Raw genomic sequence first — 18,216 nt, 5'->3', positions numbered from 1 at the left:
CCAATGTGGGAGCGAGCCTGCTCGCGATGGACTCACTCGCACCGCGAATCTAAAGAACCTGCCACCCACCCCCAAGCGCCTTGTACAGCGCAATACTCGCCTGCAACCTCGACAACCGCAGTTGCACATTCAGATCCTGCGCGGCATACAGCGTGCGTTGGGTTTCCAGCACCGTCAGCAAATCCTCGGCCCCGGCCTGATAGCGGCTTTGCGCAATATCGAACGCTGTTTGCGCCTGATTCAATTCTTCACTCTGCCACTGCCGCTGAGCGTCCAGTCCGCGAATACCGGTCAGGGCTTTTTCCACGTCGGCAAAGCCGTTGATGATCGCGCCACGGTAGGTTTCCAGCAGTTCTTCCTGGCGGGCCGTAGCTTTGTCGCGTTCGGCGCTCAGGCGTCCGTTGTTGAAAATAGGCGCGACCAATCCGGCGGTGAGGTTGTAGAACGGGCTGCGCAGTACGTCGTTAAAGGTGTCGGCGCCAGAACCGATCTGGGCGCTCAATGTCACCGTGGGCAGCATTTTCGCCCGGGCCACGGTCACGTCGGCCCGTGCCGCCGCTAACTGCGCTTCGGCGCGAGCGATGTCCGGGCGCCGGTTGAGCAAGTCGCTGGGCACGCCCGCGCCGATGACCGGCCAGCTGAGCTGATCGAAGCGCTGATCGTCGAGCTTCATTGCTTGAACGGGGCGGCCGAGGAGGGCGGCGAGGCTGATTCGCGCTTCTTCGGCTTGTTGCTGCACCAGCGGCAGCTGCCGTTGTTGCGCGGCCACCAGGCTCTTTTGCTGAGCCAGCTCCAGGGCGGTGGCCGAGCCTGCGTCGAAGCGGGTTTGTACCAGGTTCAAAACCTTTTGCGCATTCGCCAGATTGAGCTGCGCGATACGGTGCTGTTCTTGCAGCGACAGGGCTTGTGCATAGGTGCTGGCGACCGCGCTGAGCAGCGTCAATTCCACCGTGTCGCGATCGAACTCACTGGCCCGCAGGCCGAATTGCGCACTGTCGCGGGAGGCGCGCTGGCCGCCCCAGAAATCGATTTCATAACTGGCGCTGAGGCTGGCGTCGAAGTAATCCACTGCCTTGTTGCTGTCGTCGGCGTCCAGTTGGCTGTAGCCGTTGCCGCGCATCAGCTTCTGGCGATTGGCGTTTGCGGCGGCTTTCACTTCCGGCAACAGCGAACCGCCAGCAATCACGGTCGTCGCCCGGGCCTGACGAACCCGTGCCAGTGCCGCCGCCAGGTCATAGCTGCCGACGCGGGCCTGTTCAATCAGTTGATCCAGCTGCGGGCTGCCAAAGTGCGTCCACCACTGGGCGTTGCTCAACACGGCGTTTTCACTGTGCGCCGACTGCCAGACGGGCGGCGGCTGCAGGCCACTTTCCGGGTGCGGATCCGGGCTGGCGCACGCGCTGAGCAGTACGCAGAGGGTCAACAGGCTGAGTGGCGCTTTCATAGATCGATCATTCACTGGTAAGGGCTGTGACCGGGTCGAGCCGGGCAGCTTTGCGAGCCGGCATGAAGCCGAAGACAACACCGGTGACCAGGGCGCAGCCGAAGGCGCCGAGTACCGCTATCAAAGAGAACGCGACCGCGACTTCGCTGAGGATCAGTACGCCACCGACGATCAGCGCCAGGGCAATGCCGGCGAGGCCGCCGACCACCGAAAGCATCACTGCTTCGGTGAGGAACTGCCGCAGGATGTCGCGCTGTCGGGCACCGGTGGCCATGCGGATGCCGATCTCGCGGGTGCGTTCGCGCACGGTCATGAGCATGATGTTCATCACGCCAATCCCGCCCACCAACAGCGAAATCGCGGCGATCGAACCGAGCATCAGCGACAGGGTATTTTGCGTGCGTGCTTCGGCCTGGATCATCGCCGCGTTGTTGGTCAGCTCGAAATCCTTCTTGCCGTCGTGCAGACGCAACATCAGCTGCTCGATGGCCATTTCTGTTTCTTTGACCTTGCGTGCATCAGCTGCCGCGATGGCCACGTACTCGGGATTGTGAGTGCCGAACAGCCGGACGCTGGCGGCGGAATACGGGATGGCGATGCGGTCGTCGCTGTCGGTGTCGCCGGAGCTGGCGCCTTTTTCCGCGAGCACGCCGACCACCTGGAACGGTACGTTTTCGATCAGGATGTATTGGCCGATCGGGTTGGCCACGTCCTTGAGCAATTTGGTCCGCACCTTGTGGCCGATCACCGCGACAGCCGCTGCGTTGCGTTCATCTTCCTGGGTGAAATAGCTGCCTTCCACCACCGGCCAATTGAAGATCGCCGGGAAGTGGGTGTCGTTGCCGCCGACGTAGCTCAAGTGGTCGAGGTTGCCGAAACGCACCCCGGCTTCCTCGCCGTTGACCGGCATGATGCGCGTTACCTGCGGCAGGCTGCCCACCGCCGCGACGTCATCGAGGGTGATAATGCCCAGCGGCGTTCGCGGGTTCGGGGACGAGCCGCTGAGGTAAATGATGTTCGAGCCGAACGCGCCCATTTGCGCCATCACCTGACGCTTACTGCCTTCACCTACGGCCAGCATCACCACCACCGACGCGACGCCGATGATGATTCCGAGTAGCGTCAGGGCGGTGCGAAACTTGTTGATCCACATCACCCGCCACGCGGCGTGCACCGCGTCCACCAGTTCGCCTTTCCAGGCGCCGGTGGCTCCAGCGCCTTCGCTCAGGCGCTTGCGCAGATCGACAGCTTGCAGTGCGCCGGGGTTGGCCGAGGTTTGCACGTCGGGGTTGTCGTGCGCGCTGTCGCTGATGATCAGCCCGTCGCGGATTTCGATGATGCGTTTGGCCCGGGCCGCGACTTCGCGGTCGTGGGTGATGAGGATGACCACGTGGCCTTGGCTCGCCAGTTCATCAAGCAGCGTCATGACCTCGGCGCCACTGTGGCTGTCGAGGGCGCCGGTGGGTTCATCGGCGAGGATGATGTGCCCGCCGTTCATCAAGGCACGGGCGATGGAGACGCGTTGCTGTTGGCCACCGGAGAGTTGATGCGGGCGGTTGCCGGTGCGCGAGGCCAGGCCCAGGCGGTCGAGCAGGGCGGCGGCGCGGGCGTGGCGTTCGGCGGCCGGCAAGCCTGCGTAGATCGCCGGCATTTCGACGTTTTCCTGGGCCGAGCCGGACGGGATCAGGTGGTAGCCCTGGAACACAAAGCCAAAGGCTTCGCGACGCAGCCAGGCCAGTTCGTCGCTGTCGAGTGCGTCGACGTTTTCCCCGGCGAAGCGGTATTCGCCCGAGGTCGGGCGGTCGAGGCAACCGAGGATGTTCATCAGCGTCGACTTGCCGGAACCGGACGCGCCGACAATCGCTACGAATTCGCCGGCATGGATCGACAGGTCGATGCCGCGCAACACGTGAACCTGCGGTGAATCGCCGCCGCCGTAGGATTTGCGGATGTCCTGCAGGTCGATCAGGGGCGTCAGCATTCAGCCGCCACTCCCGTCGACCGGGCCGATCAACAGGTGATCGCCTTCCTGCAAGCCGTCGAGAATCTGCACCCGCAGGCGATCGCTGATGCCGGTGCGCACGTCACGTTGCTCGACGCGGCCGTTCCTGGCGACGACCTGAGCGGTCTGGATGTGCGGTTGCGTGCCGCCTTGCAGCGCAGCGATGGGGGCGGTGAGCACGTCTTTCGCCTGGTTGGAAACGAAGAACACCTGGGTGGTCATTTCCGCCATCAGCGCGTTGTCGGCGTTGTCGACATCAAGCAGCACGGTGTACAGCACCACGCGGGCGCTGCCGCTTTTGCTCGAACTGGCCGGGCTGCCGCCGCCCTGGCTGGTCTGATCCAAAGGCTTGGGCGGCACCGGCAGAATCTGCCGCACGGTGCTGCTCCAGCGACGCTTGCCGCCGCTGAGTGTGGTGAACCAGGCGGTCATGCCGGGTTTGACGTGACCGATGTCGGCTTCCGAGACCTCGGCCCAGACAGTCATCGGCGACAACTTGGCGATGCGCAGAATCAGCGGCGTTTGCTGTTGCGCGTTGAGGGTCTGGCCTTCACGGGCATCGAGTGCGACCACGGTGCCGGACATCGGTGCGTAAATGCGCGTGTAGCCGAGCTCGGCCTGATCACTGCGCAAGCTGGCCTGGGCCTGGCGGATCTGCGCCTGGAACATATCGATGCGCGCCTGAGTGGCGCGCAGTTCAGCCTGGGCGGTTTGCACGTCTTCTTCGCGCGTGGCCCCGCCGGCCTTGAGGTTCTGCTGGCGCTGGAACTTTTGCCGGGCCAGTTCGTGTTGCGCCCGTTGTTCCTCGAGTTGCGCCTTGAGGTTTTCAATCGAGAAACGCCCGGCGTCGAGTTTGGCCTGTTGCGTGGACGGATCGATTTCCACCAGCAACTGGCCTTCCTTGATCACATCACCGACTTCCACGTGGATCTTCTGGATCTGCCCGGACGCCTGCGCACCGACGTCCACGTAGCGTCGAGGTTGCAGGGTGCCGAGGGCCGTGACGCTGCTTTCGATGTCGCCGCGGCTGACTTGCACAGTGGCGAATTTGTCTCGGCCGGGCGGGATGACCTGCCAGGCAGCCACGGCGATAACGGGGATCAGACACAGTGCTACAAGCAGGGCGCGTCGGGTGTGTCGGGGACGTTTCATGCAGGGTTCCGGCCAATGGATATCGGCCCGTCGCTCAGCCTGCGCACGAAATATGGCAACAGTTGAACGCTGTCGGGAAGCCGACAGAGACGGGGAGCTGTCCTTTATACGAGAAGAGCGGCGGGGAATTTAGCCCTCGACACAAGCCGACACAAACACACTGTAGGAGCGAGCTTGCTCGCGAAGGACGTTAACGAAAACGCGTTTCTTCCTGAATAATCGCGGTGCTCTCAAGTCCTTCGCGAGCAAGCTCGCTCCTACATGTTCAACACTATTTGTCGGGCAAGATGAAGCAACACTTTAAATCTATATGAGAATTACTATAAATTACACACTCGAACTGCCACTATCGTGCCACTGCCCATTTCGGCGGTCGTTGCGGTGGCTCAAGGATAGAAACCGCACCCGTGCGGCCGGGAGTCATGGTTGGAAAACTACTATCGCGAGCTGGTGTGTTTCCTGAACGCCAAGCTGGGCAACCGTCAGGTGGCCGAAGATGTGGTGCATGACGCTTATGTGCGGGTTCTGGAACGTTCCAGCGACACGCCGATCGAGCAGCCCCGGGCATTCCTGTATCGCATTGCGCTCAATCTGGTGATCGACGACCATCGGCGCAATGCCTTGCGTCAGGTCGAGTCGCTGGAGGTGCTCGACAACGAAGAGCGCTACTTCACCCCGTCCCCTCACACCTGCCTCGATCATGGCCAGCGCCTGGAGATGCTCCAGCGTGCGTTGGCGGAACTGCCACGGCTGTGCCGAGAGAGTTTCCTGCTGCGCAAGATCGATGGCCTGTCGCACCCGGCAATCGCCGAACACCTCGGCATTTCCCGCGCGTTGGTGGAAAAGCACATCGTCAATGCAATGAAGCATTGCCGGGTGCGGATGCGGCAATGGGACGCCCACTGAGCGTTTGTTGTTAAATTTTATTTCATTGTCCTCGTTCCTACTCAACAGACGACCTGCTGTGCTCCCAAGAATAGCCAGGTCACTTAGGCTTCCTCCCCTTGTTGAGGGGTTCATCCAGAGGACACTGGAAATGACACAGGCAATTGCATCGCCCATCGTTCACGACCTGATCGGCGTCGGTTTCGGCCCTTCGAACCTGGCGCTGGCCATCGCTCTGCAAGAGCGCGGGCCGAGTCAGGGCGAGCTGGATGTTCTGTTTCTCGACAAGCAGGCGGACTATCGCTGGCACGGCAACACTCTGGTGACCCAGAGCGAATTGCAGATCTCCTTCCTCAAGGACCTGGTGACCCTGCGCAATCCGACCAGCCCGTATTCCTTCGTCAACTACCTCAAGCACCACGGCCGTCTGGTGGACTTCATCAACCTCGGCACCTTCTATCCGTGCCGCATGGAGTACAACGACTACCTGTGCTGGGTTGCCGGGCAGTTTGCCGAACAGAGCCGTTATGGCGAAGAAGTGCTGACCATCGAGCCGGTGCTGCACAACCAACAGGTCGAAGCGCTGCGTGTGATCTCGCGCGATACACAAGGTCAGCAACACGTGCGCACCGCCCGTTCGGTGGTGGTGAGCGCCGGTGGCACGCCGCGTATTCCCGAAGCGTTCAAGGCGCTGAAGGATGACGGTCGGGTGTTCCATCACTCGCAGTACCTGGCGCAGATGGCCAAGCAACCGTGCGTGAACAACCAGCCGATGAGCATCGCGATCATCGGCGGCGGGCAGAGCGCGGCGGAAGCCTTCATCGATTTGAACGACAGCTTCCCGTCGGTGCAGGTGGACATGATCCTGCGCGGCTCAGCGCTGAAACCGGCGGACGACAGCCCGTTCGTCAACGAAGTGTTCTCGCCGGAATTCACCGACCTGGTGTTCCAGCAGGCGAGCAGCGAGCGTGAGCGCCTGGTCAACGAGTACCACAACACCAACTATTCGGTGGTGGACATTGACCTGATCGAACGCATCTACGGCATCTTCTATCGCCAGAAAGTCTCGGGCATTGCCCGTCATGCCTTCCGCACCCTGACCACCCTCTCAAAAGCCACCGCCACCGAGCGCGGCATCGAACTGGCCGTGCGCAACAACGCGACCGGCGAAGTCACGGTCCGTCTTTACGACGCTGTGGTTCTGGCCACCGGGTATGAACGTCAGATGCACCGCAAACTGCTGGCGCCGCTGGAGGAGTACCAGGGTGATTTCGAAGTCGATCGCAACTACAAACTGATCACCGACGAGCGCTGCAAGGCCGGCATCTACATGCAGGGCTTCTGTCAGGCGAGCCACGGGCTGAGCGATACCCTGCTGTCGATCCTGCCGATTCGCGCGGATGAGATTGCCGGGTCGTTGTATGAGCATGGCAAAAGCCGGGGGCATGGTCGTTCGGTGGTGGACTTGCTGCTAGCGACAGCCAGCTAATATTTTCGGCGTCTGTAAAACCGCTATCGCGAGCAGGCTCGCTCCCACATTTGATCTTTGTCTTACACAAAATTTGTGTTCACTGAAGATCCACTGTGGGAGCGAGCCTGCTCGCGATGGGGCCCTCATTAGCGCCACAAATCCTTAATCCTGAACCCTCCCTGAAGAACCCCGCAATTCCCCAACGACTTGCCAATCCTTCGTTTACTCTCCACAAATCGGGGCGTAAGCTGCGCGCGTTTTCATCAATAGCGGAGACCCACAGTGGGTACTTGTTCGAGTGACAGTAGTCGGCCGGTTCCAATAACCGGCAACTTCCCGGCAAGATAACGCGCCACTTTTTGTGCCGTTGTCTCGCCCAATAGCGAGCAGCGGCATCCCGATCGCGGCCAGTCCTGGTCCGTGTCCCGACGTCCTCTCATCGACGCTGAACCGTGCGTGATGTTCGACTTGTTGTCGTCATCGCGGCGCACCGACACGCCTGCTGGAAGGTTTCCCGGCTGACCCTGGGGGAACTGCCATGAACCTGACCCTGCTCAAAGAATTCTTCGCCGGATTCCTGCGCACCCGCCACATCGCTCGACACTTCCGTCGCCTGGCGCTGCTGGAAAACTTCACCGACACCACGGTTAGCCGCGAGGTGCCGCCGACCCTGGCGCAAACCCTGGTGAGCGCTGCCAACAGCGACACCGGCCAACTGCTGGACAACCTTAACAGCCACACCGACGGCCTGAGCGAAGCCGAAGCCGATGCACTGCGCGTGCAATTCGGCCTCAACGAAGTCGAGCACGAGCAACCGCTGCCGTGGTGGACTCACCTGTGGCATTGCTACAAAAATCCGTTCAACCTGCTGCTGACGTTGCTCGCGGTCATCTCCTGGCTGACCGAGGACATGAAAGCCGCCATCGTGATTTTCTCGATGGTGGTGCTCTCGACTTTGCTGCGCTTCTGGCAGGAAACCAAATCCAACCAGGCGGCCGACGCGCTCAAGGCGATGGTCAGCAACACGGCCACGGTGATGCGTCGGGATGCAATGCGCACCGAAGTACCGATCAAACTGCTGGTGCCGGGCGATCTGATCGTGCTCTCGGCCGGCGACATGATTCCCGCCGATTGCCGCGTGCTCAACGCCAAGGACCTGTTCGTCAGTCAGGCGGCCATGACCGGCGAATCGATGCCGGTGGAAAAATTCCCTCGCCAGCAGGACAGCGACACGAGCAACCCGCTGGACCTCGACAACATCCTGTTCATGGGCACCAACGTGGTGTCCGGCACCGCGATCGCGGTGATTCTGACCACCGGCAACAGCACCTATTTCGGTGCACTGGCCCAGCGAGTCGGTGCCACCGACCGTGCGCCGACATCGTTCCAGACCGGGGTCAACAAAGTCAGCTGGCTGCTGATCCGCTTCATGTTCGTCATGGCGCCACTGGTGCTGTTCATCAACGGTTTCACCAAAGGCGACTGGACCGAAGCGCTGCTGTTCGCGCTGTCGATTGCCGTGGGCCTGACCCCGGAAATGCTGCCGATGATTGTCACCTCGACCCTGGCCAAAGGCGCGGTATTCCTGTCGCGCAAAAAAGTTATCGTCAAACGCCTCGACGCGATCCAGAACTTCGGCGCCATGGATGTGTTGTGCACTGACAAGACCGGCACCCTGACCCAGGACAAAATTTTTCTGGCGCGCAACGTCGATGTCTGGGGCAACGATTCCGATGACGTGCTGGAAATGGCCTACCTCAACAGCTACTACCAGACCGGCCTGAAAAATCTGCTGGACGTGGCGGTGCTCGAGCACGTCGAGGTCCATCGTGAATTGAAGGTCGGCACGGCGTTTCGCAAGGTCGACGAGATCCCGTTCGACTTTACCCGTCGGCGCATGTCGGTGGTGGTCGCCGAGCGCGATCACTCGCACCTGCTGATCTGCAAAGGCGCGGTGGAAGAGGTGCTGGCGGTGTGCACACGGGTGCGGCACGGCGTGGTCGATGAAGCACTGACCGATGACCTGTTGGCGCGGATTCGTCAGGTCAACGCGGCATTCAACGCCGAAGGACTGCGGGTGGTGGCGGTCGCCGCGCGGCCAATGATCGAGGGGCGCGACACCTACAGCCTGGCGGATGAGCAGGCGCTGACGCTGATCGGTTACGTGGCGTTTCTCGACCCTCCGAAGGAAAGCACCGCGCCGGCCCTGAAAGCATTGGCCGCTCACGGCGTGGCGGTAAAGGTGCTGACCGGCGACAACGAACTGGTGACCGCGAAGATCTGCCGCGAAGTCGGTCTGGAGCAGCAAGGCCTGCTGATGGGCAACGACATCGAGCGCATGACGGACGCCGAACTGGCCGTGGCGGTGGAGACCACTAACGTCTTCGCCAAACTGACGCCAACGCATAAGGAACGCATCGTCCGTCTGCTCAAAGGCAACGGCCATGTGGTCGGGTTCATGGGCGACGGCATCAATGACGCCCCGGCCCTGCGTACCGCCGACATCGGAATTTCGGTGGACAGCGCCGTGGACATCGCCAAGGAAGCGGCCGACATCATCCTGCTGGAGAAAAGCCTTATGGTGCTGGAGGAGGGCGTGCTGGAAGGGCGCCGCACCTTCGCCAACATGCTCAAGTACATCAAAATGACCGCGAGCTCGAACTTCGGCAACGTGTTCTCGGTGCTGGTGGCCAGCGCGTTCATCCCGTTCCTGCCGATGCTGCCGATGCACCTGCTGGTGCAGAACCTGCTCTACGACATTTCTCAGATCGCCATCCCGTTCGATAACGTCGATGAAGAAATGCTCAAGCAACCCCAGCGCTGGCAACCGGCGGATGTCGGACGTTTCATGCTGTTTTTCGGGCCGATCAGTTCGATCTTCGACATCAGCACGTTTGCGTTGATGTGGTACGTGTTCGACGCCAACACACCGGACCACCAGACCCTGTTCCAGTCCGGCTGGTTCGTGGTCGGGCTGCTGACCCAGACGTTGATCGTGCACATGATCCGCACGCCGAAGATCCCGTTCCTGCAAAGCCGTGCGGCCATGCCGCTGATGGTGATGACCGGGATCATCATGGCCGTGGGGATTTTCCTGCCGATGGGGCCGCTCGCGCACTACTTCAAATTGCAGGCGCTGCCGTCGCTGTACTTCGTGTTCCTGCCGGTGATTCTGCTGGCGTACATGGCGCTGACCCAGGCGGTGAAGGGGTTCTATATCCGCCGGTTTGGCTGGCAGTAATGCTGCCAATTGTAGGAGCAAGGGTTGCCCGCGAAGAACGATGACGCGGTTTGCTTTGGAAACGAGGCGCCCCCTTCGCGGGCAAGCCTTGCTCACAGGAAATCGTACTAAGGCTGAAGATTCAGGAAATCACTCATGCAAGCACTCAACAACATCAACCTGACCTCGCTGGTCGACACCCTGGTCAGCCTCAGTGCGGCCTTCATCCTCGGTGGCCTGATCGGCTTCGAACGCCAATACCGTCAACGCACCGCCGGCCTGCGCACCAATGTGCTGGTGGCGGTGGGCGCGGCGATTTTCGTCGACATGGCCAACCGCCTCGGCGGCGCCGAAGGGGCGGTGCGGGTGGTCGCCTACGTGGTCTCCGGCATCGGCTTTCTCGGTGCCGGGGTGATCATGCGCGAGGAGGGCAACGTACGGGGCCTCAACACCGCCGCCACCTTGTGGGCCTCGGCGGCGGTCGGTGCTTGCGCCGGTGCCGACCTGGTCCTCGAAGCCTTGCTCGGTACGCTGTTCGTGCTGGCGGCCAATACCTTGCTGCGGCCGATCGTCAATAACATCAACCGTCAGCCGCTGGATGTGATTTCGGCTGAAGTCACAAACATCGTTTACGTGATAGCCCGACGCGCGCAACAGAAAGCAGTACTGGCGCTGCTTGAGGCGGAACTCGAGCGCAGCAATTACCCGGCGAGCGATGTGGACGTGCACGCATTCGGCACCGAGGAAATCGAGGTGGAAGCGACGCTCGCGACGACGTCGGTGGACGGGGATGAACTGGATGCACTGGTGGCGCGGATTTCGACGTCGACGCTGGTGGTACAGGCGTTCTGGAGTCCGAGTACGACGGAGTAGCGTTGATTCCCCTCTGACAACGGACGGGACGCCCTGGTTTTTAGGAATAGTCCTACAGAAAGCTCGGCGGGTCTTCCGTAGCCTTGCGGCCTCACGAATCTGAAACCCTTCTGGGGGCCCCGGTTGCCTAACAAAGCGTTACGAATCCTGATTGCCGACGAGCAGCATTTCCAGCGGATGAGAATCGAGCGCCTGTTCAACCGGCTCGATTACTACCGCGTGGCGCCGGTGCAAGACCTTGCGGAATTGCTGACGCTGGTCGAGTACGGGAGCGAGCCTTTTGATCTGGTGGTCATCAATGCCTCGCTGGCGGGTGAGGCGTTCGACCTGCCTGGTTTCTTCCTCGAAAACCCACAGGTTCACCACGCATTGATCTATGGCGGCGAGCAGCTGAAGTTGCCGTCGATCCCTGCGTGCGGGCAGCAGAAGGTTCAGGTGAGCCTCGCCGCGCTGCCTGATCTGGCGTGCATCCAGCGGTTGATGGCAACGGTTGATCCTCGATTACCGTTCGTCGGTACTGTCATTTCTGTCAGGTAGTCTGGCGCGGATATCCATGCAAGAGTCTTCGCGCAGCCCTACGTACTACCCGGGCCTGGCCCATGGGTATTGATTGCTCAATTGTCGTGCCTTTGCACAGGAGTTGCCATGAAGCCAGCGAGATCAGCGGTGGTTGCGGACGACCATCCGGTGGTTTGCGCAGCCGTCAAAATCCTGCTTAAACAGGAAGGGTTTGATCCGATTCACGAGGTATCCAGCGGCAACGAGGTCTTTTCGGCGATCTGCAAGCATCAACCTGATCTGGTGGTGCTGGATCTGATGATGCCCCGTCTCGGCGGATTGGAAGTACTGGCTCGCATCCAGGCCAGTGATGAGCGATGCCGAGTACTGGTTTTCACCGGCCAGGACCCCCGGTTTTATCAAGACCGCTGCATGCGTGCCGGCGCTGTGGCGTATGTTTCCAAATCCAACGATTTGCAGCATTTGCACGAGGCAGTGCATGCAGTGATGGCCGGTTACACCTATTTCGCCAAGCTGTCGTCGAGTTCGGTGGCGCTGAGCACAATGCAACGCAGCGAGAAGGAGATGATCGACAAGCTTTCCGACCGCGAACTGACCATCTTGCTGTACCTGGCCAAGGGATTGGGCAACAAGGAAATCGCCGAGCTCATGAACCTGAGCCCCAAGACCACCAGCACCTACAAGACCCGGCTGAAAGAAAAACTCAACGTTGAATCCAATGTACACCTGAGTCATTTCGCCAAACGCCATGAATTGATCTGAATGAAGACTTTCCGGCGTTCGCGTTGCCTGCTACTCCTGGCGCTGCTGGGCTGTCTATGGATATCCAGCGTCTACGCACAACCGCAAGCCCTGACATTGCTGGGACGCTCCACCGTCGACGGCTACGACGTCAAATTGTCGGATGCCGATTCGCGGTTGCTGCGGCAAAAGGGCCGGTTGGTGCTGGCCATCTCGGCGCCGGACTACCCGCCCTTCGACATCACCACCACCGGCACGGATTACGAAGGATTGACGGCTGATTTTGCCGGGCTGCTCAAGCAGCTGTTGCACGTGGAGATCGATGTTCACCGCTATGCATCGCGGGACGAGGCGGTGCGGGCGATCAAGGAAGGCAAGGCTGATTTGCTGGGAACAGCCAATCGTTACGAGGTCGAGGATCCACAGTTGCGGATGTCCGCTGCCTATGCGGACGATCAACCCGTCGTGCTGACCCGCACGGATTCGACTGCGCCGCTTGACCCCGATCTGGCCGGTAAACGACTGGCGATGCTCTACCACTATTTGCCCGAGCAGCATGTGCGGGCGTTTTATCCCAAGGCGAATGTCCAGCTGTATCCCTCGACGCTTGAGGCGGTGGGGGCCGTAGCGTTCCGTCAGGTGGACGCTGTCCTCAGCGATGCCATCAGCGCCAACTACCTGATCAGCAAAAACTACCTCAACAATGTTCAACTGGCCGATTTTGCGCTTCTGGAGTCCGGGCGTTTCGCGTTCGCCATGAGCAGCGACAATCATCAGCTGCAACGCATCGTCAACCGGGCGCTGGCGGCGATCCCGACCAATGAACGGATGAACATCCTGCGCCGATGGGGCGGCAGCGGGGCCTCCATCGCAGGTACTCAGGCCCCGCTCTTCAGCGTGCTTGAGCAACGCTGGCTCGACGATCATCCGCGCCTGCGAGTGGCGATCAACGAAAACCTCATGCCGATTTCCTTCATCGACAGTGAGGGCAAGTACCGGGGCATCAGCATTGATGTGCTGGCGAAAATCAGCTTGCGCACCGGCTTGAAGTTCGACATTCAACCGACCCGGTCAGTGGCTGAAATGCTGGAATGGATCAGGACCGGACAGGTCGATCTGGTCGCCGGGATCAGCCCCAGCGTCGAACGTGAAACCGAATTGCGCTTCACCCGGCCGTTTTTGACCAGTCCCAATGTGCTGGTGACGCGTATCGCGCCGGACAGTCCCCGAACACTGGATGAAATGGCCGGTAAAACACTGGCCGTCACCCAGGGCAACAGTGCCGGTGAGTTCATTCGTCAGCACTTTCCGCAGATTAAACTGGTCAATGCGCCCTTGACGGCGCAAGCGATGGAAATGGTTGCCCAGGGCAACGCGGACGGCGGCATCAACTCGCTGATCGGTGCCAGGGTCATGATTTCCCGGCAGTATCGGGACCAGCTGCAAGTAACCAGCACCGTCGGCACCGACCCGGCCCGCAGCACCCTGGCGACCGGTCGCGAGGCGGTGGTGCTGCATTCGATTCTGGACAAGGCGCTGCTCAGCATTCCACCCGAAGAAATCGATGAAATGACGGGCTACTGGCGCAATGACCTGATGGTCGAGCCAAGCTTCTGGCTGGGCCATCGTCAGGACATTCTCCAGGCCTTTGCCGCCGCCGGCGCCTTGTTGTTGCTGGCGCTGGCCTGGATCGCCTGGCAGCGTCGGCAGATTCGTCTGCGTCAGCAATTGCTCAGTCAGTTGCAGGAGGCCAAGGACGCCGCGGACGATGCCAACCGTGCGAAAACCACGTTTCTGGCCACCATGAGCCATGAAATACGCACGCCGATGAATGCGTTGCTGGGCATGCTCGAGCTGGCGCTGAAACAGGCGGATGAAGGCGTCACTGACCGTTCCGCCATTGAAGTGGCGTCCAGTGCCGGGAAACAATTGCTGGCGTTGATTGGCGATATTCTGGACATCGCCCGCATCGAGTCCGGGCATTTGTCCCTGACACCGGAACGGGCCCATCTGCACACGCTGGTCGAATCGGTGTGCCGGGTGTTCGAGGGGTTGGCGCGGCAGAAAAATCTGGAATGGCGCGTCGTACTGGACGACAGCAGCCATTGCGACGTGTTGATCGACCCCACGCGTTTCAAGCAGGTGCTGTCCAATTTGCTGAGCAACGCAATCAAGTTTACCCGTGAAGGCGAAGTGAGCCTGACACTGCGGGTCGAACCTGGAGTGGCGGGGCATCTGGCGGTCAGCGTGCGCATTGCAGACACCGGCATCGGCATCAGCGCACTCGATCAGAAGCGCCTGTTCAGTTCGTTCGTGCAGGCCGGTAACAATCCGCATTCAGGCCGGCAGGGTTCGGGGTTGGGGTTGGTGATCAGCCGTACCCTGTGCGAAATGATGGGCGGCCGATTACAACTCGACAGCGTTCTCGGGCGCGGGACGCGGATCGACGTCAGCCTTGAGCTGCCCGAGTTGCAATCGTTATCGCCCAGTGAGTTACCTGAAAGCGAGGAACAGGCGCCGACCCGACCCCTGACGATTCTGGTGGTCGACGACTACCCGGCCAACCGCCAGTTGATGTCCCGGCAGTTGGGCTATCTGGGTCACAGCGTGATGGTCGCCGAGGAGGGTCGGCAAGGATTCGAGAGGTGGCGCGAATTTCAATTCGATGTGGTCATGACCGATTGCAACATGCCGGTGCTCAACGGTTATGAACTGACGGGGGCTATACGCGATGAAGAGCGGGGGCAGGGATTGCCGCCAACACTGATTCTGGGGTTGACCGCCAATGCGCAGCCCGATGAGAAGGCCCGTTGCATGGAGGCGGGCATGGACGACTGCCTGTTCAAACCGATCGGTCTGCCGGATCTGAGTGCCTGGCTGTCCTCGAAATTTACGGGCGGGCAGGTATCGCCCACCGAAGCATCTTCAAACGCCGAGATCGATCTGAGCGGCCTGCTGCAATACGTCGGCGGCGACCATGAATTGATCACGCAATTGCTACGCGACGTGGTCATGACCAATCGCACGGATCGGGATGAACTGCTCGAGGCGCATGCGAGCGGCGAGCAGCAGGTGCTTCGCGCGCTCGCGCACCGTATCAAGGGCGGGGCGTTGATGATTCGGGCGGTCAGCCTGATCGAATGTTGCGAAGCACTGGAGCGTGCCTGCAGGGAGGGCCATGCTGCGCAGATCGACGTCGCGGTCGACCAGTTGCAGCAGGCCATGACGCGGCTGGACCAACGCCTGGCGCAGGGTTGACGTTCAATCCCAGTGCGGCGCGATGCCTTTGGGGCTGGTCAGGCGCTGGCCGCGATCAAGACCGGCGATCAGCGCCATGTCGGCATCGCTCAGGGTCAGGGCGCAGGCTTTCAGATTGCTTTGCAGGTTGGCGCGTTTGGTGGATGAAGGAATCACTGCGTAACCCGATTGCATCGCCCAGGCCAGCGTCACTTGCGCAGGCGTTGCTTGCAGGCGATCGGCGATCTGCTGGATGACCGGGTCTTTCAATACTTCGCCATACGCCAGGGTCATGTAGGAAGTGATCTGGATGCCCTGGCTCTGCGCGAACTCGACGACCTTGCGGTTTTGCAGGTACGGGTGGAGTTCGATCTGGTTGGTAGCAATGTGCTCGGCACCGATGGCGGCAATCGTCTGTTTCATCAGATCGACGGTGAAGTTGGAAACGCCGATCTGGCGGGTCAGGCCGAGCTGTTTGGCTTCGAGCAGGGCGCCCATGAATTCTTCGACCGGCACCTGGTCTTCCGGCGATGGCCAGTGAATCAGGGTCAGGTCCAGGTAGTCGGTTTGCAGTTTTTTCAGGCTCTCCTTGAGGCTGTCGATCAAGCGATCCTTGGCAAAGTTGGCGACCCAGATCTTGCTGGTGATGAACAGCTCTTCACGGGCGATGCCGCTGGCCGCGATGGCCTCGCCGACCTCGGCTTCGTTCTCGTAGATCTGCGCGGTATCGATGACCCGATAGCCCAGCTCAAGGCCGGTGCTCACCGAATCGATGACCACCTGGCCCTGCAAGCGAAACGTACCAAGACCGAATGCGGGAATAGACATCTATGACTCCAGGGTTTGCAGTGGGAATGGGCACGAGTATCCGCGCCCGCATCCTTGAGAAAAACCGCTGGTGGGGCAAAGCAATGTTTACCGCAAGTCATGAATCGTGGGCAGTCTGGGGGTTTACTGGTGTTTATTCTGGCCCCATCGCGAGCAGGCTCGCTCCCACAGGGTTCACACTGTCCTTGTGGGAGCGAGCCTGCTCGCGATGGCCGCGACTCGGTTTCGGATCTTTACCCCCGAGCCTCAAGAATCATGCAAGTCGTCGACCCCGTCGCATACAACCGCCCATCCACATCATAAATCCGCCCCTCGGCCAGCGCCGTCGAGCGTCCCAGATGGACAATCTTGCCCTCGGCCCGCACCGGCCCACTGGCGCCGGTCAACGCACGAACATAGCTGATGCGCAGATCCAGCGTCGTATACCCCTGGCCCTTTTTCAGCTGCGTGTGAATGGCGCAACCCATGCATGAATCCAGCAAGGTCGCCGCATAGCCGCCGTGCACGCTGCCCAGGGGGTTGTAATGCCGCGAATCCGGTGTGCCCTGAAAGATGAACAGCCCGGCCGACCATTCGATGGGGATGAAATCCATCAGCGTGCCAATGGGCGGCGAGGGCAGTTCACCGTTGCCGATGCCGTCGAAGAATTCGCTGGGCGACAGCGCGCTGACCTCGGCCATCGACAGACTGCCGGGGCCGGCCAGACGTGCGCGCATGGCGTCTTCCTGTGCAATCCATCGGGCGAGGGTGGCTTCTCGGTTGGGGCTTTGCATGATCATGTCCTCGGATGAGTGCGGATATTATGGTTGTAATCTGCGCTTATATTATGTTCGAAATAAAAACTCCGCCAGCCCCGTGTGTCGAGTCCTTCACGCAATATCGCTGTGACTGAATTCCTCCCCCAGAAAGTCGATCAACGCCCGCACCGACGGCAGCAATCCACGGCGCGACGGAAAGATCGCGTGGACAATTCCGCACTTGGGCGCCCAACCCGGCACCAGTTCCACCAGGTGTCCGGCGGCGATGTCATCGCGCACCACCACGCTGGGCAGGTGCGCGACACCAATGCCCGCGAGCACCGCGTGACGCAAGGCCAGCAGGTCATCGGTGACCATGCGCGGCGCGTGCCGAATCAGCGCACTGGCGCCGTCCGCGCCGAACAACTCCCACTGGTATTCACGCTGTGCCGCGCCCCAGTGCACGCTGGGCAAACCGCTGAGATCGGCCGGGGAGGCGGGCGTCGACAAGCGCTCGGCAAACGCCGGGCTACCCACCAGGCATTGGGTGCTGTTGCCCAGCACCTTCATCACCATGTCGGTGTTTTCCAGCGGCGGAAAACGTACGCGCAGGGCAATGTCGAAACCCTCGTGGATCAGGTCGACCCGGCGGTTGGTGCTCTCGATGAACAACTCCACCAACGGGTATTTGAGCATGTAGCGGGTCAGCATTGGTCCGACCCAGGAATTGAGCAGCGCGGTCGGGCAACTGATGCGCACCAGGCCCTGGGGCTCGGAACGGTTGCGTTCGATCAGTTCGGCGGCGCTTTCCGCCTCGACGCGCATGGCCAGGCAGCGCTGGTAATAGGCCTGGCCGATTTCCGTCAGCGAACAATGCCGGCTGGTGCGATGCAACAGGCGCACGCCGAGGCGCTCTTCGAGTTCGGCGATGCGCCGGCTGAGCTTCGATTTGGGCATCTCCAGCGCCCGTCCGGCCGCGGCGAAACCCTGATGTTCCACCACTTGGGTGAAGTAGTAGAGGGTGTTGAGGTCTTCCACCATCGTTCTCCATATAGAACGCTAAGGCTGATTTTTGCAGTCTAGCGCACCAAAGGGTTCGGTTTTAAG

Annotated in this window: 13 protein-coding genes; 7 read left to right on the top strand and 6 right to left on the bottom strand. The window is 60.9% G+C overall.

All coding sequences use genetic code 11. The features are described from left to right. Positions 1-49 precede the first annotated feature (49 nt). Genes ACA066_RS20000 through ACA066_RS19990 form a run of 3 tightly spaced genes read right to left on the bottom strand, consistent with a single transcriptional unit; the run spans position 50 to position 4,598 of the window. Positions 50-1,444: an efflux transporter outer membrane subunit gene (locus ACA066_RS20000; protein ID WP_497696323.1), complete on the bottom strand. Its 1,395-nt coding sequence runs from the start codon at positions 1,442-1,444 to the stop codon at positions 50-52. A gap of 7 nt (positions 1,445-1,451) precedes the next feature. After that, positions 1,452-3,425 carry a MacB family efflux pump subunit gene (locus tag ACA066_RS19995; RefSeq protein ID WP_497696322.1) on the bottom strand — a complete coding sequence of 658 codons (1,974 nt, stop codon included), beginning with the start codon at positions 3,423-3,425 and terminating at the stop codon, positions 1,452-1,454. After that, on the bottom strand, positions 3,426-4,598 hold the full coding sequence (locus tag ACA066_RS19990) for an efflux RND transporter periplasmic adaptor subunit (RefSeq protein ID WP_497696321.1): 1,173 nt from the start codon (positions 4,596-4,598) through the stop codon (positions 3,426-3,428). It abuts the gene before it with no gap. A 426-nt stretch (positions 4,599-5,024) separates the two neighbouring features. On the opposite strand from ACA066_RS19990, the gene ACA066_RS19985 reads away from it, so the two are divergent. The 7 genes from ACA066_RS19985 (at position 5,025) to ACA066_RS19955 (ending at position 15,565) form a co-directional block, all read left to right on the top strand. Next, a complete protein-coding gene (locus tag ACA066_RS19985) occupies positions 5,025-5,504 on the top strand; it encodes a sigma-70 family RNA polymerase sigma factor (RefSeq protein ID WP_497696320.1) in 480 nt (159 codons plus the stop codon). Positions 5,505-5,634: 130 nt separating this feature from the next. Continuing rightward, positions 5,635-6,972 (top strand): lysine N(6)-hydroxylase/L-ornithine N(5)-oxygenase family protein, encoded by a 1,338-nt coding sequence (locus tag ACA066_RS19980; protein WP_497696319.1) that lies wholly within the window; start codon positions 5,635-5,637, stop codon positions 6,970-6,972. A gap of 520 nt (positions 6,973-7,492) precedes the next feature. Further along, the gene (gene mgtA / locus ACA066_RS19975) at positions 7,493-10,195 is read left to right on the top strand and encodes a magnesium-translocating P-type ATPase (protein WP_497696318.1); all 2,703 of its coding nucleotides are present in this window, start codon (positions 7,493-7,495) and stop codon (positions 10,193-10,195) included. A 135-nt stretch (positions 10,196-10,330) separates the two neighbouring features. Further along, entirely contained in the window at positions 10,331-11,047 is a 717-nt protein-coding gene (locus ACA066_RS19970) for an MgtC/SapB family protein (protein WP_497696317.1), read from the top strand. A gap of 123 nt (positions 11,048-11,170) precedes the next feature. Then, complete coding sequence (locus ACA066_RS19965) at positions 11,171-11,584, top strand: response regulator (protein WP_497696316.1); 414 nt, start codon at positions 11,171-11,173, stop codon at positions 11,582-11,584. 108 nt (positions 11,585-11,692) lie between these two features. Continuing rightward, a complete protein-coding gene (locus tag ACA066_RS19960) occupies positions 11,693-12,328 on the top strand; it encodes a response regulator (protein ID WP_497696315.1) in 636 nt (211 codons plus the stop codon). Then, on the top strand, positions 12,329-15,565 hold the full coding sequence (locus ACA066_RS19955) for a transporter substrate-binding domain-containing protein (RefSeq protein ID WP_497696314.1): 3,237 nt from the start codon (positions 12,329-12,331) through the stop codon (positions 15,563-15,565). It begins immediately after the preceding gene. Between the two features lie 3 nt (positions 15,566-15,568). On the opposite strand, the gene dkgB is transcribed toward ACA066_RS19955, so the two are convergent. The 3 genes from dkgB to ACA066_RS19940 all read right to left on the bottom strand — a co-directional run bounded on the left by dkgB (position 15,569) and on the right by ACA066_RS19940 (position 18,150). Continuing rightward, positions 15,569-16,372 carry a 2,5-didehydrogluconate reductase DkgB gene (gene dkgB, locus ACA066_RS19950; RefSeq protein ID WP_497696313.1) on the bottom strand — a complete coding sequence of 268 codons (804 nt, stop codon included), beginning with the start codon at positions 16,370-16,372 and terminating at the stop codon, positions 15,569-15,571. A 233-nt stretch (positions 16,373-16,605) separates the two neighbouring features. Next, complete coding sequence (locus ACA066_RS19945) at positions 16,606-17,145, bottom strand: PaaI family thioesterase (RefSeq protein ID WP_497696312.1); 540 nt, start codon at positions 17,143-17,145, stop codon at positions 16,606-16,608. 96 nt (positions 17,146-17,241) lie between these two features. Beyond that, positions 17,242-18,150 (bottom strand): LysR substrate-binding domain-containing protein, encoded by a 909-nt coding sequence (locus tag ACA066_RS19940; protein WP_497696311.1) that lies wholly within the window; start codon positions 18,148-18,150, stop codon positions 17,242-17,244. Between the last annotated feature and the right edge of the window lie 66 nt (positions 18,151-18,216).

This window comes from Pseudomonas sp. LBUM1651 (assembly GCF_059716135.1).
This window is presented reverse-complemented; position numbering and strand designations above follow the sequence as displayed.